Origin of the sequence: Maridesulfovibrio sp. (genome assembly GCF_963676065.1) — a bacterium.
In the GTDB taxonomy this organism is placed as follows: domain Bacteria; phylum Desulfobacterota; class Desulfovibrionia; order Desulfovibrionales; family Desulfovibrionaceae; genus Maridesulfovibrio.
Map to the genome: position 1 here is coordinate 1,720,012 of NZ_OY780933.1, position 14,989 is coordinate 1,735,000.

General features: G+C 49.2%; 11 protein-coding genes (1 of these 11 cut by a window edge). 10 read left to right on the plus strand and 1 reads right to left on the minus strand.

Features of this window, described 5'->3' with window-relative positions; all coding sequences use genetic code 11:
• Nucleotides 1-47: 47 nt before the first annotated feature.
• Genes ACKU35_RS07750 through ACKU35_RS07760 form a run of 3 tightly spaced genes read left to right on the plus strand, consistent with a single transcriptional unit; the run spans nucleotide 48 to nucleotide 5,969 of the window.
• Nucleotides 48-1,544: an efflux transporter outer membrane subunit gene (locus ACKU35_RS07750; protein ID WP_319764713.1), complete on the plus strand. Its 1,497-nt coding sequence runs from the start codon at nucleotides 48-50 to the stop codon at nucleotides 1,542-1,544.
• 2 nt (nucleotides 1,545-1,546) lie between these two features.
• Nucleotides 1,547-2,794 (plus strand): efflux RND transporter periplasmic adaptor subunit, encoded by a 1,248-nt coding sequence (locus ACKU35_RS07755; protein ID WP_319764715.1) that lies wholly within the window; start codon nucleotides 1,547-1,549, stop codon nucleotides 2,792-2,794.
• Nucleotides 2,787-5,969, plus strand: coding sequence for an efflux RND transporter permease subunit (locus tag ACKU35_RS07760; RefSeq protein WP_319764717.1), 3,183 nt, complete (start codon nucleotides 2,787-2,789; stop codon nucleotides 5,967-5,969). Before ACKU35_RS07755 ends, ACKU35_RS07760 begins: the two co-directional genes overlap by 8 nt.
• 60 nt (nucleotides 5,970-6,029) lie before the next feature.
• On the opposite strand, the gene ACKU35_RS07765 is transcribed toward ACKU35_RS07760, so the two are convergent.
• Entirely contained in the window at nucleotides 6,030-7,022 is a 993-nt protein-coding gene (locus tag ACKU35_RS07765) for an HD domain-containing phosphohydrolase (RefSeq protein ID WP_319764719.1), read from the minus strand.
• A gap of 425 nt (nucleotides 7,023-7,447) precedes the next feature.
• Between ACKU35_RS07765 and ACKU35_RS07770 the strand changes: the two genes are divergently transcribed.
• From ACKU35_RS07770 to ACKU35_RS07800, 7 genes are all read left to right on the plus strand, one after another.
• Entirely contained in the window at nucleotides 7,448-9,574 is a 2,127-nt protein-coding gene (locus ACKU35_RS07770) for an acetate--CoA ligase family protein (RefSeq protein ID WP_319764721.1), read from the plus strand.
• Between the two features lie 10 nt (nucleotides 9,575-9,584).
• Nucleotides 9,585-10,649, plus strand: a complete 1,065-nt coding sequence (locus tag ACKU35_RS07775; RefSeq protein WP_319764723.1) for a DRTGG domain-containing protein — start codon at nucleotides 9,585-9,587, stop codon at nucleotides 10,647-10,649.
• 418 nt (nucleotides 10,650-11,067) lie between these two features.
• On the plus strand, nucleotides 11,068-12,321 hold the full coding sequence (tmcD, locus tag ACKU35_RS07780) for an electron transfer complex subunit TmcD (protein WP_319764725.1): 1,254 nt from the start codon (nucleotides 11,068-11,070) through the stop codon (nucleotides 12,319-12,321).
• A gap of 16 nt (nucleotides 12,322-12,337) precedes the next feature.
• Nucleotides 12,338-12,997 (plus strand): TmcC family electron transfer complex membrane anchor subunit, encoded by a 660-nt coding sequence (gene tmcC / locus ACKU35_RS07785; protein ID WP_319764727.1) that lies wholly within the window; start codon nucleotides 12,338-12,340, stop codon nucleotides 12,995-12,997.
• A gap of 26 nt (nucleotides 12,998-13,023) precedes the next feature.
• Entirely contained in the window at nucleotides 13,024-14,337 is a 1,314-nt protein-coding gene (tmcB, locus tag ACKU35_RS07790; RefSeq protein ID WP_319764729.1) for an electron transfer complex ferredoxin TmcB, read from the plus strand.
• Nucleotides 14,338-14,350: 13 nt separating this feature from the next.
• A complete protein-coding gene (gene tmcA / locus ACKU35_RS07795) occupies nucleotides 14,351-14,755 on the plus strand; it encodes an acidic tetraheme cytochrome c3 TmcA (RefSeq protein WP_319764731.1) in 405 nt (134 codons plus the stop codon).
• Between the two features lie 106 nt (nucleotides 14,756-14,861).
• Nucleotides 14,862-14,989, plus strand: the 5' end (the start) of a protein-coding gene (locus ACKU35_RS07800; protein ID WP_319764733.1) for an adenosine deaminase. The gene runs 1,351 nt beyond the window's last position; the window shows 128 of its 1,479 coding nt (coding positions 1-128); its start codon is at nucleotides 14,862-14,864; the stop codon falls past the right edge of the window.

Below are 14,989 nucleotides of genomic sequence, written 5' to 3' on the forward strand. Positions count from 1 at the left end.
TTTGCAGGTATTAGAATTAAAAATGGAAAGCAATGGAGAATAAAAATATGTCCTCAACCAAGTTGAAATTAACCGCGATCTGCATGCTGGCCTTATTCGGCCTTACCGCTTGCTCTCCGTTCAGACCGGAACCGCGTAAGACCCTTACTTTGGGGGTTCCTCCTCAATATGAACTCTATTCCGGTAAACCGCGCGATCCCGGTAAATGGTGGGAAAGTTTTCATAACGAGGAACTTAACCGGCTGGTGGAAGAGGGGCTTGAGGCTAACTTTGATGTGCGTATCGCATGGGCCAGACTGCGTCAGCTGCGTTCCACGGCAGTAAAGTCAAGAGCCGATCTATATCCGAAATTGGACGGTAAAGGGACTTATACCAATTCCCGGTCCGGTAATGACGGCACCGAAGGCTCCAAGGGGGCCACCGATAGCGATTCTCACAAATTGGGTCTGGCTGCATCATATGAAGTTGATTTCTGGGGAAAAATTGAAGCCGAGGCCGCTTCCGGCGAGTTGAATTATCTTGCGTCCCGTGAAGATGTGAATGCCGCAGCCATGACCGTAGCCTCCGAGGTTGTTAAATGCTGGCTGCAAATTCAGTTGCAGCGCAAGAAAAAAGCAATTTACCGGAAACAGCTTGAAACTAACGAAACTTATCTTGAACTTATTGAACTCCGTTTTCGCAATTCGCTTGCCACAGCCCTGGATGTTTATCAGCAGCGGGAAACAACAGCCCGGACAAGGGCTTTAATTCCTCCTGTGGAATCTCAGGAACAGCTGAAGCTGCATGAGCTTGCCTACCTGCTGGGAAAACCAGCCGGGAGTATCGATGTGAGCACGGTGGATTTTCCCGACCTTCCGGACCTCCCGGGACTTGGCATTCCTTTTGACCTTCTTTCCATGCGCCCTGATGTACGGTCCGCCGGGCTTAAACTGCAATCAGCGGATTGGGCTGTAAGTGCTGCGAGAGCCGACCGCCTGCCCGCCATCAACCTTTCCGCAGAGGCTATGTTTTCCAGTGCCCAGCTGGCTAATATTTTTTCCGGCTGGATGACGACCCTCACTTCTTCAATCGCCGGACCTATTTTTGACGGCAACAGGCGTGAGGCCGAAGTGGAACGCACCCGTGCCGTGGTTGATGAAAGACTGCTGAACTATAAAGACACGGTTTATACCGCGTTTAAGGATGTTCAGGATTCACTTGTGCAGGAAAAATGGCAGCACGAATACATTACAGCCCGTAAGAATCAGCTCGAAGCGGCAAAACGTAATCTTGATGAAGCCGGGTCCCGCTACCTGCAGGGGCTGGAAGACTATCTGCCTGTGCTGAATGCTTTGGTCAGCGTGCATAATCTTGAAATCAATATTGCACAGGATGAGGCTGATCTGCTCAGTTACCGAGTTTCCCTGTATCGTGCCCTTGGCGGTACCTGGACCTCTTCCCTTGAGGACGGTGCGGAGCTCAAGCCGGAAACTGAAGATATGGAAGCTGTTGCTGCTGCAAAAAAAGTTGAAAATGAAATCGTTCCTGCAAAAGAAGGTATTTAGATATGGCTAAGAGAGTATGGTATTATATTAAACAGATAGGTCTTAAGGGCGTTCTCCCTCTGCTGATTATTTTCGCGGCTGTTATCGGGGGGAAAACCCTGGTCGCCACCAAACCTGTAGCAAAGAAAAAGCCTCCCGTCGTTTCCGCTCCCCTTGTTAATGTGAGTGTTCTGGACGTCAGTGATGTACATGTCTGGACCCCTGTCATGGGTACTGTTGAGGCTGCCCGGGAGATCAATCTTGAGCCGCAGGTGGCCGGCAGGGTTATTTCAATTAGCGACACTTTTATTCCCGGTGGATATTTCAAAAAAGGGCAGGAGGTTCTGCGTATTGATCCCCTCGATTATGAGTTGGCGGTTAAACAGCAGGAAGCGGTGGTCACCGATGCGGAATACAGCCTTAAGCTTGAAAATGGACAGCAGCGGGTTGCCGGGCGTGAGTGGAAACTGCTCAAGAAGTCATCCGGCGGCACCGCTCAGGAGGCAGAACTCGCCCTGCGTAAACCGCATCTGCAAAAGGCCAGAGCGGATCTCACCTCGGCAAAAGCCAAACTCAGACAGGCTCGCATCGATCTTTCCCGTACCCGGGTGGTAGCTCCTTTCGACTGCATGGTGGTCAGCAAAAACGCCGATCTCGGTGCCAACCTGAACCTTAACGATACAATTGCTTCTCTGGTAGGAACCGAGGAATTCTGGGTTGTCGTATCCGTTCCCGTGGACCGACTGAGCAGTATAGTCGTTCCTTCCGCCTCTAATAACTTTAAGGGTTCCGCGGCTCGGGTGATCATGGGAAGCGGCAAAACTGCTGTTGAACGTGATGGTGCAGTGCTGCGCTTATTGCCTTCACTTGAGGAAAAGGGACGCATGGCCCGGGTTATAGTCTCAGTCAAGGATCCCCTGAATCTAAAAGGAACGAATGTTCGTCCGCTGCTTCTGGGCAGTTATGTCAATGTTTATATTGATTCCGGCATGCTGGAAAATGTGGTTGCCGTACCGCGCACAGCGTTCCGCGACAACAATACCGTCTGGATAATGAAAGAGGGCGGGCTGCTCGATATACGCAGTGTTGATCCTGTCTGGCGTGATCAGGATTATATTTACCTCGGTACCGGTGTGAAGGCCGGTGAAAAGCTGGTCATGACCGACATCTCCGCTCCGTTGCAGAATATGAAACTGCGTGAGAACGGTTCCGGTTCCATGAAGCGGAAGGTCGACGGTTTCAAATCCGAAAAGGTGAATACCAATGGCTGAGCAGAATAAATTTAAAGGCCCTATTGCATGGATGGCCGGAAACCCGGTTGCCTCCAATCTGTTGATGATAGTACTTCTGGTCGGCGGACTGGTGCTGGGGACTAATATCAAGCAGGAAGTCTTTCCTGAGTTTACCACCGACACAGTGACGGTCCGGGTCGTATACAGCGGAGCCAGTCCTGAGGAAGTGGAGCAGGGTATTGTCCTGTCAGTGGAAGAGGCTATCAGCGGTCTTGACGGGGTTAAAGAGGTTACTTGCACCGCAGCTGAGGGCAGTGCCACAATTGTGGCGGAAGCCATCGAAGGCTATAACCTGCAAAAGCTAAGTCAGGATATCCAGAGTGAAGTGGACCGGATCACTTCATTTCCTGAAGAGGCTGAGGACCCTGTTGTCAGTATCGCATCCCATAAACGCAGTGTACTTTCCCTGATGGTTTACGGAAATACTGATCAGCTTGCCTTGCGCAAGGTGGCCGAACAGTTGCGTCAGGAACTGATAGGTGATCCGGGAATTACTCAGGTGGAGCTGGCCGAGGTCAGTGGATTGCAGGTTACTATTGAGGTCCCGCAGGATAAACTGCGTGCTTATGGGCTGACCCTTTCAGATGTTGCTGATTCCCTTGCCAAAACTTCCGTGGAACTGCCCGGAGGCGGCATCAAGACCGAGAGTGGTGAGATTCTGGTCCGCTTTAAAGAGCGCCGCGATTATGCCCGTGAATTCGCTCGTGTCCCCATTGTTACCGGGAATGACGGCACGCAGGTGCTGCTGGAAGACATAGCCGTTGTAAAAGAAGATTTCCAGAATGATGACATTATGACTACCTTTGACGGTAAACCTGCCGTAAGGATTGATGTCTACCGCATTGGTGATCAGACCCCTATTGGAGTTTCCGATGCCGTGCATGCTCAGTTGGAACGGTTTAACAATAGTCTTCCCGCCGGAGTGCATGTAGGCATCCGCAACGATATGTCCGACATTTATCGTCAGCGCATGGATTTACTGCTGCGTAACGCATACATGGGCTTGGGTTTGGTCTTTGTTTTTCTGGCTTTGTTTCTTGAACCCCGACTGGCCTTCTGGGTCGCCATGGGAATTCCCATCTCATTTCTGGGGGGCATGCTCATCCTCGGTCCGGCCGGGGCCAGCGTCAATATGATTTCCATGTTCGCCTTTATTATATCGCTTGGTATTGTTGTGGATGACGCTATCGTTGTTGGTGAAAATGTTTACACCATGCGCCAGCAGGGTATGAGCTGGATCGAATCGGCCGCTAAAGGGGCACAGCAGATTGCCATGCCGGTAACCTTCAGTGTTTTGACCAACATTGTCGCTTTTATGCCTATGTTTTTTGTGCCCGGAGTGATGGGTAAAATATTCAAGGTCATTCCCATGGTGGTCTGCAGTGTCTTTTTCGTTTCGCTTGTGGAATCCCTTTTCGTCCTGCCCGCTCATCTGGGGCATGGCAGTGAACGGGAACCGGGAAAAATCATGAAATTTATCCTTTATCACCAGCAGACGATTTCCCATGGCCTTTTGCGGTTTGTACATAAAGTATACAGGCCTGCTTTGGATCGTGCTGTTACCTGGCGGTATCTCACGGTTGCCATCGGGCTGGCCTGTCTGATTGTTGCCTTTGCCTATATTAAAAGCGGGCGGCTCGGTTTCACCATGTTTCCGAAAATTGAATCAAATTATGCCTACCTGACCGTGGATATGCCATACGGAACAGCCAAAGAAGTAACCCAGAAGGTAATGGAAAGGGCTGTTGCTGCTGCGGAAAAGGTAGCCGCTGAAAACGGGGGAGATAAACTGCTGGAGGGAATTTACGCTAAAATCGGCGGAACCGGCAGGCGGAACACCAGCGGTAGCCATGTTTTCAAAGTGCAGGCTTTTCTCACTGATGCGGACATCAGGCCGCTTCATACAGAAGAATTTGTGAATAAGTGGCGGCGTGCACTGGGAGCTGTGCCCGGATCGGAATCGGTCTTTTTTGAATCCGATCGCGGCGGTCCCGGTTCAGGGAGTTCTCTGGAAATTGAACTCAGCCATAGCGATATCGAGGTCCTTAAGAGGGCCTCTGCAGATCTGGCTGAAGCACTGAGCCATTATCCCAATGTTAAGGATATTGATTCCGGATATTCACCGGGTAAAAGACAGCTTGATTTTGAGCTGCTGCCTGCCGGGCGCAGTCTGGGCCTGACTTCGCGCAATGTGGCTAATCAGATCAGGGCATCTTACTACGGCGCCGAGGTCCTTCGCCAGCAGCGCGGGCGTAATGAAATTAAAGTAATGGTCCGGCTTCCGGAAGAGGAACGGGCATCCAAGTATGATTTTGAAGAGTTGATGATCCGAACCCCTGATGGAAAGGACGTCCCCCTTCGCGAGGTTGTCAAAATAAAGGACGGCAGGGCCTATACCTCCATTGACCGTCGTAATGGACGCCGAGTGGTTTCCGTAGAAGCGGATGTGAACCCGCGTAAAGATACCTCGCAGGTTCTCAGCGATGTTGTGGTAAACGTTATACCGCAACTGAAGGCTGATTATCCCGGACTTGGCTATTCTCTTGAAGGTAAACAGGCCGATTTGAAGGAAAGTACCGAGAGTCTGATTTCCGGATTATTAATGGCTATGATGTTGATCTATGCTCTGCTGGCTATCCCTTTCCGAAGCTATTTCCAGCCGCTTATTGTCATGATCTGCATTCCCTTCGGTATTGTGGGAGCGGTTATCGGGCACGCATTGCTGGGGTACAGCCTCAGCCTGATGAGTCTGTTCGGTATTGTTGCCTTGTCCGGAGTTGTGGTCAACGATTCGCTGGTTTTTATCGACTATGTGAACATTCAGCGCCGTAAGGGCCATTGCGCTTATGATGCGGTTCTGGAGGCAGGTACGGCCCGTTTCCGACCCATCATGCTTACAACCCTGACCACATTCGGAGGGTTGGCGCCCATGATTCTCGAAACATCGAGACAGGCCAAGTTCCTGATTCCTATGGCGGTTTCCCTTGGTTTCGGGATCGTCTTCGCAACAGGGATTACTTTGATGCTGGTCCCTTCGTTCTACCTTATTTTTGAAGATATCCGTATGGTGATGCGTAAAATATTCCGCGGTTCAGCAGATGAGCAGCCGGATGATGAAAGTTCCGGTCATCAGGTAATAGAAAGTAAGGAGTGATCTTTACAGGTACTGAGAAAGAATAAAAATCCCGTCTGATAAATATCGGCGGGATTTTTATTAATCACGGTAGGTGACTTTTTCCAAGGCGTAAATAATGTTCGGATCGTATTGGGTTGCTTCGCTGTATAAAATTTTCAGGGCCTTGACTATGGGCATGCTCTTTTTGCCCGGTCGACCCATGGTCATAGCAACAAAGGAATCAACCGCACCGCAGAGTTTGCCCAGCCATGAAAGATGCTCGTTGGTAACCCCTCTGGGATACCCGGACCCGTCCATCCTTTCGTGATGTTCTAGTATCGCCCGCAGTGTGTGCTTGCTTAAGCAGTTGGTAATGCTCAGTTCCTTAACCGAAGTTATGGGATGCTGGCGGATTCTTTTCTGTTCATCAAGCGAAAGACAGAATTCTTTGCCAAGCACGAACTCCGGAAGGTTACTCAAGCCGATATCGCAAAGGAAGAGGGCGCTAAGAGCATCGATGAAAATTTTTACGTCCGGTTTAAAATCCCGGGCGTGAAGGAGTACCGATGCCCCGATGATGCCGTTGGAAATGGCCTTGTTGGTCAGTGAATGCTGCGGGTCCAGCATGGGCAGCATCAACCATAACAGGTTCGGCTTTTCGTGGATAAGTTCGCCCACAGCTACAAGTGTCTTATGGAATTCAACAAAATGTATTTTTAATGAGTCGGAGTAAATTTTTTCAGACTGTTCTTTCAGACCCTCAAGTATGAGTACCGCCAGTTCCTGTTCGGGGATTGAGTGGGAAATGTCACTGATTACAATGGGCAGATGGGGCAGAAAATAATTTCTGCATAGGTTGATGTCATTATATTTGATGAAAATCAGCCCTTGGTCACAGTCTGCGGAGATTGCGTGTTTGTCTGCGGAAACAATACTTTTTCCCGGAATGGTTATGGGGATAAATCTTCCATTGGAAGAGTTCATCCTGTACAAACTGAAAGGTAAATTGTTTTTAGGAAGTATCTTGAAGATTTCTCCTGTAATAGAACAGAAACTTTCTTCAATTAATTTAGAACCGTCTATCGCGTTCATAGACCCACCTCAAATGGCAGCACTTATATTTACTTAAATTTGTTTGATTTTGCTTTATCTTCCGACCTTAAATGATGTTTACCATCAAATGTTATTAGAACGCAATATGTTGCCTTATTAAGGATTGGCTGAGTAAAAATTGATTTAATTATGTAAAATATTATATAAATAAACTACTTATAGTTAGAATACTTTGACCGGTGGCTTCGTTTGCTGATAGAAATAATAAAAAAAATATAATTTTTAGTTTTTTTTCGCCGCTTGCCATCCTTGCCTTACTCGGACTATATTTAAATGTTGTAAGGCTGATAACAAAAAGCATGTCAGTATCATCTTCTCATTTTACGTATGTTTTACGTTTTTTATTGTTGTTGAAATAATGAGTTCCCTCCTTTTACATAACAGGGAGAGAGTCGGGAGATAGTTTGGATAGTCTGTTCACTCCGTCATCAATCGCCGTTGTAGGCGCATCATCCGCTTCCGGGAAAATCGGGAATACTATTCTGTCCAACCTGCTGAGCGCCGGGTATAGTGGCAGTTTGTATCCGGTTAATATTCGTGGCGGAAATATTTGTGGCATTGATTCTTATAAGCAAATTTCTGAAATAGGCAGGCCGGTTGATCTGGCCGTTATCGCCATTCCCCGGGATGCTGTCCTCGGAGCCTTCCGGGAATTACTTGAACTGGGAGTCGGTTCAGTTGTTGTTATCACCGCGGGGTTCAAGGAAGTAGATCACGAAGGCTGGCTGCTTGAAACTGAACTTGCTAAGCTGGCAAGAGATAACGGTGTCAACCTGCTGGGCCCCAACTGTCTCGGGATTATTAATTCCCGGGGCGGGGTAAACGCTTCTTTTGCAACCGGAAATCCCGATACAGGAAGCATCGGTTTTTTCTCGCAGTCCGGCGCGCTTTGTGTTGCCGTACTTGACTGGGCGCTGGGTACAAAAATAGGTTTTTCTAAATTCGTAAGTCTCGGCAATAAAGCCGTGATTAATGAAGCCTCCATGCTTGAATATCTGGGAAACGATCCTGATACAAAGGTGATACTCGGCTATGTCGAGAATATTGAGGATGGCCGCGAATTTATGAAACAGGCTGCAAAAGTGTCCATGAAAAAGCCGGTACTGATGATGAAAGCCGGGACCACGCCCGCCGGGGCTAGAGCAGCATCTTCCCACACCGGCGCAATGGCCGGATCGGATAAAGCCTGTGACGCAGCTTTTCGCCAGTCCGGTGTTATCCGGGTGGAAAAACTGGATGAACTTTTTAATCTCGCCAGAGCTTTTTCCTTACAGGATCTGCCGCAGGGGCCCAACCTCGGTATTGTTACCAATGCGGGAGGACCGGGCATTCTCGCTGCTGACGCTTGTACTGAATCGGTCATGCGCATGCCCACATTTTCCCCTGAGACAATAGGGGAACTGCAACGTATGCTTCCGGGCTATGCCTCTGTGTACAACCCGGTTGATCTGCTCAGTAGTGCCGATGCGGAAACTTACGGTCGGGCAGTGCGTATCGTCGGACATGATCCGGCGGTGAACAGCCTGCTGATGATTATCGCTCCCTCTGTCGATCTTGACTTGGCTGAGGTTGCCGAGGCTGTTGTTGAGGCAATGGCCGAAGTAAACAAGCCGGTCTTCTGCTGTTTGATGGGACGCAGAAAGAGCGGCCCGGCCCGTGATATTTTTGCAGAAGCCGGAATTCCTGTATATGACTTTCCCAAGCAGGCGGTCCGGGCTATGGGCTGCATGCACAAATATGCAGTCTGGAAGGGGCGTCCTCCTCGTACTTTTATTACCCCGGAACATGATCTGGAAGCGGCACGGGAACTGGTGGATAACGCTGTTCGCTCAGGTGCTTCCGAGCTTGTGGAATTTCAAGCTCGAGACATTGTCACCGCTTACGGTCTTCCTACTCCTGAATCAGATCTGGCCCGTTCCGGTGACGAAGCCGTGGCAATAGCCGATCAACTGGGATATCCGGTTGTGCTCAAGATAGCTTCGCCTGAAATTTCTCATAAATCAGATGTAGGCGGAGTCCGTACCGGGCTTAATTCTGCCGAGGAAGTCCGGGCGGCTTTCTGGGATATAACCGCCCGTACCCAGCGGCTGCGGCCCGATGCTTATATCGCCGGATGTCTGGTGCAGCAGATGGCTTCAGAACATTCCCGTGAAGTTATTGTCGGTTTTCGTCGGGATAAACAGTTCGGACCCTTGCTTATGTTCGGGCTGGGTGGAGTTTACGTTGAGATTTTAAAGGATATTTCGTTCCGTCTGGCACCTCTTGCGGTTGAAGATGCCGGAGAAATGGTTCGGGAAATCCGTTCGTACATGCTTTTGAAAGGAGTCAAAGGTGGCGAGCCCGTTGACTTTGAGGCAATAACTGATGTTTTGATCAGAATGTCATGCCTTGCCAGTGATTTTCCTGAAATTTATGAAGCGGAATTTAATCCTGTGCTTGTCAACTCGGAAGAGGCCCTCGTTGCCGATGCCCGAATGACAGTTGTCGATATTTCTGCAGGCGCCACCGATGAGTCGGATGAGCGTGAATAAGGAGGCATAGATGGTAGGTATTTATATAGGTTCCACCACCGGTTATTCCGGTAAGAACCTTCTGGCCATGTCCTTGGGACTTAAATTCCGCAAGAGCGGTTTTAACGTAGGGTACATGAAGCCGGTGGGGGCGGTTCCACACATGGAAGGCGATAAACCCGGAGACGCGGATGCCGCTTTTATCCAGCAGGTGCTCGGCCTGGAACAGAATCCCAGCAAGGTAACCCCGGTGCTGGTCACCCGTGACTTCACCATCAAGGCCTTTTCTGATGATATGGGAGATCTCATGCCGTCCATTGTTGAATCTTACGAAGAGCTCAGCAAGGATAAGGATGTTATGATCATCGGCGGATCGGGGAGTTATCTCAGCTCCGGCACTTATTGCGGTGTAAGCGGTCCTGATGTAGCCCGTTCACTGGGGGCGAAAACGATTCTCGTGGACCGGTACAGCAGCGAATTGCATTATGATTACGTGCTGCGCGTTCACAAAGAGCTGGGTGACGATTTTCTTGGCGTAGTTTTCAATGATGTGCCTGAACATTACATGGACGAGCTTACCTCACTGATAATTCCCTTTCTTGAAAAAAGGGGAGTTAAGGTGCTCGGAATCATCCCCCGCGATCCACTCATGGGTGCAATCAAGGTCAACGACCTTGCAGAGCGGCTTTTCGGGAAAATTATTTCAGCTCACGCCAAAGCCGACCGGGTGGTAGAAAATTTCCTCATCGGTACCATGCAGGTTGAAAACTTCATCACCCACTTCAGGAGACATAAGAATTCTGCGGTCATTGTGGGTGGGGACAGGGCCGATGTTCAGCTAGTCGCCCTTGAAGGGAATTGCCCCTGCCTGATCCTGACCGGGAATCTTTATCCTAATGACATTATCCTTACTCGTTCCGAAGTGCTTGAAATTCCGGTAATTGTTGTTCGCGATGATACCTACGCGGTCGCCAAGAAGATGGAAGCCATTCAGGAAAGTTATAAGCTTAGGGATATGATTAAAATTAATCATGGGGCCGGACTGGTCAATTCAGAATTGGATTATGACTATATTTATGAAGAATTGGACCTATGATAACCTCTTGCATAGGTAGGTAATATGTCCTACTGTTAGAGTAGGAATAAAAAAAACGTTAAATTTGCGACAGTGTGCCGCCGGAAATTGTTTCAGCGAATTGTGCCTTTGTAACATATTTATATAATTTGTTTTTTTGTGGGGAGTGCTGCCTGTGATAAGGGTGGTACTCCCCATTATTTTTGGTAAAATACTAGGCAAAACCACCCGGATGCTATTGTCCTACTTTGCAAAATGTGCCAATTAACTAGCAGTTATAGGGTTGGACGGGTCTCCGGCCTTGGTGTGACGAGGTTTGTTTCGACCAAAGACTGGACGATTTAATTGGTTAGAAAATTGTGGTGCTCTGCACCCGGAAAACCGAGCTGATTCGGAATATTGGCGGATAGACCGAATCTTCGGAATGAGGAGGCGTGAGATGCCTGATGCGTCCACGTGGGATTGGAATCCCGGTAGGCGAGAGGTCCAGGACACAGGTTCCTGGTCCGATAAATTTGAGTGGGTGGAAGAATTCCATGCCAGTCCCGACGGTGAAAAAGTCGGTGCTGTTGTTCATAAAGGAGAATTGGAATTCACTGCTTGCGTTAATGGTGAGATCTGGGAAGAAGCATACGACAGGATTTTCTACCCTAGATTCGCACCGGATGGCAGGTTTACAGGTATTGCCCAGCAGATGGGAGAATGGACTCTGTCTGTTGATGGTGAACATTGGCCGGAAATGTACGGCTACATCTGGAAAACCATGTTTGGACCCGAAGGTTCCATTATCTGTGCTGTTCAGCAGGATACGACTTATGGAATGGGTGTGGACGGCGTTCTCTGGGAAAACTTTTTTGAAAGCGCAAACGGATTCACTGTCGGCGCTGATGGAAAATCAACCGCTGCGGTAGTTCAGATTAATTCCATGCCGCAGGCTGATATTGAAACCTTCCAGAAAGGGATCTTTTCAGTTGCTGTGAACGGAACAGCCTGGGATGCGGTTTTTATGAACTGCTACACCCCGGTGTTTGATGCCAAGAGTGAAAAGGTTGCCTGTCAGATAAGAAAAACACTCTATGATTACACCATCGCAGTGGATGGCAAAATCTGGCAGCGCGAGTTTCAGTGTGTCTGGGCTCCCAGCTTCAACCCCGCAACCGGTGCTCTTGTAGCTCCCGTTCGTCTGGGTGGAAAATGGGGTATGGCTCAGGATGGCGAGTTGATCTGGAAGAACACCTTTGCCAATTGCTGGCATCAGCAGTTCAGCGCCGATGGTTCTAAACTTTGGGCTATCGTGGCACCCTCTTTCGGCAGCTTTACCGTTGCTGTGGATGGAAAACCATGGTCCATCACCGCGCCTGTTGTTATCGATCTGGCTGTCAGCCCTGACGGTAATCGCGCGGCTGCTCTTGCCAAAAACGGTTACGACTACACTGTATTGTGTGATGGTAAAGTCTGGCCCGGAGTATTCCAGATGGCATGGAAACCCGTATTCAGCCCAGACAGCGCTAAGGCTGCTGCCAAAGTTGAAAAGAATGGCCGCTTCACCGTAGTTCTTGACGGAAAGCCTTACGGTCAGGATTTCGATCAGTGTTGGGAACCTGTATTCAGCCCCGATAGTTCCAAGGTGCTTATCCGCGCTATCGACGGTGGTAAATACGTCCGCATCGTTGCTGATGTAAACGATTTCTAATCCGGAGGAATTACAAATGAATAGTGCTTATGCATTCGTTGTCGGTCCTCTGGCGTGGTTCGCCTGGGGCGTGTTTGTTCTCGGTTCCATCTACAGAATCGTTTCAATGTACCAGCTCGCAAAAGCAAAGGACGGTTCGTCCCTGCATTATATGAGCTTCAAATGGGGATTCCGTTCCATCATGGCATGGCTGAATCCCGTCGGAACACTTGGTTGGCAGCGCAATCCATGGACTGCGATGATGACCTTTGTTTTCCATATCTGTCTTGTCATTGTGCCCCTGTTTCTGCTGGGACACGTGGTTCTCTGGGATCAGTTCTTCGGCATCAGCTGGCCGACTATTCCCGATAATATTGCCGATATCATGTCCATCGTGGTTGTTGTCTGCTGTATCTATTTCGGCGCCCGCCGTTTTTTGCAGAAAGACGTAGCTTATCTGACCACCTGCAAAGACTGGATTGCACTGGCTGTTCCCGGCCTTGTTTTCCTGACCGGTGTTCTGGCCTATCACGAAATCGGTGATGCCAAGGTGATGCTTATCCTGCACATCCTTTGTGGTGAAATTATGCTCATCAGCATTCCCTTCACCCGTTTGAGCCACATGCTGTTCGGCCTGTTCACCAGAGCCTATATCGGTTCCGAGTTCGGCGGCGTCCGTAAGTGTAAGGACTGGTAAACAAATCCCGTAAGGAGTACGAGAAAATGACATTCGACAGGAAAATCGAAGACGTAGGACTCGAGCGGGGTGTTTCCCGCCTGACTCCCGAACGTATCGAAAATACTCTTAAGCAGGTTATCGAAGGAGAGGCCGGCGCCAAGCTTAAGCTTTATGCTGAAACTTGCATGCGTTGCGGTATGTGCTCCGAAGCCTGCCATTACTATATGTCTCATGACGGGGATCCCAAGTATTCCCCTGCTGGTAAAGTCCATCAGACTTTAGGCAAGATCTTGCGTAAGAATTACAAGCTTAGCGCTGATGAAGTTTATGAAATGGCTCAGATTGCTTACACCGAGTGTAACCTTTGCCGCCGTTGTATTCACTTCTGCCCGCTGGGTATTGATACCGGTTACATCATGAGCATGGTGCGCCGTATGTGCCATAAGCTCGGTGTGACCCCGCAGTACATTCAGGATACTGCCCATTCCCACTCCGCAACCATGAACCAGATGTGGCTCAAGGATGACGAATGGCCGGATACCCTGCAGTGGCAGGAAGATGAAGCCCGTGACGAGATGCCAAATCTGCGCATTCCGCTCGATAAAGAAGGGTCTGATATTTACTACTCAGTTATCGCGCCGGAACCTAAATTCCGCACCCAGCTGATTTATCAGGCTGCCTACATCTTTAACGAAGCAGGAGTTGACTTCACCATGCCCATAGAACCGGGCTGGGATAACTCCGATATGTGTATGTTCACAGGTGACTTTGAAATGATGGGTCGTCTTAAGAAGCGTCATTTTGAATCAGCTCTTGATCTCAAGTGTAAGCGTATCGTTATGGGTGAGTGCGGTCACGCATTCCGCTCTATTTACGATCAGGGTAACCGCTGGGATGCCTGGGAATCTTACCCCATTGAAGTAGTGCATTCCATTGAGTTCTTCTGGGAGCTTTTCCAGGCCGGAAAAATCAAGCTGCGTGAAAAGTTCAAAGAGCCTATCACCATCCATGATCCCTGCAACGTTATTCGTGGTCGTGGTTTGATGGAAGAATCCCGCAAACTCGCACACGCACTCTGTGAAAACGTGGTTGAAATGACCCCCAACCTTGAGCACAACTATTGCTGTGCTGCCGGTGGCGGTGTAATTAACTGCGGTCCTCCGTTCAAAAACGTGCGCATGAAAGGTAATAGAGTCAAAGCTGAGCAGCTTAAGGCTACCGGAGTAAACACCATTCTCGCTCCGTGCCATAACTGCCACGGTGGACTTGAAGATCTCGTTCATTACTATGAACTGGGAATGGAGATTAAGTTCTTCGGCGATCTTATCTATGACCTCATGGAAAAGCCGGAAGCGTAGGAGGAAGATTACAATGATAAAAAGAGTACTCTCTATTGCGGTCATTGCCGCCTGCGTCTTGCTCTATATGGTTCCCGCGTTCTGTCAGGAAGATATCACTTCTTTGCTGGACCCGGCTTTCCCTAAGCATCAAAGACCTGCTGCTGTGTTCGCTCATGATGCACATAATGAAATGGCCGGCATTGACGATTGCGCTACATGTCACCACGTCTGGGAAGATGGAAAGATCGTTGAAGACGAGTCTTCCGAAGACCAGAGGTGTTCTGACTGTCACGCGGTTAAGCCTGAAGCCGGAAAGACCGGTCTGCGCAATGCTTATCACAAGCTTTGCACCGACTGTCATGTAAAAGAAGCCAAAGGTCCTGTGACCTGTGCTGGCTGTCACCCTAAAGATGGTGCCGCTCCCGCAGAACACTAGGATTAAGTAGCAAGTATATTAATTAAAAGCCGTCCTTATTGGGCGGCTTTTTTTTTGTCTGCTGTGTAATTATTTATTGACCTTCTGGAGTAGTTAGGTGTTAATTATGTTTATGAAAAAAATAATACTGTTATGTGCGTTATTGGCTGTGGTTTCCTGTGCGCCTCGCACGGGGGGGGGAACTGACTATTTACAAACCTTAAGACCTGTAGATTTGCGGATGGTAATTGCAGA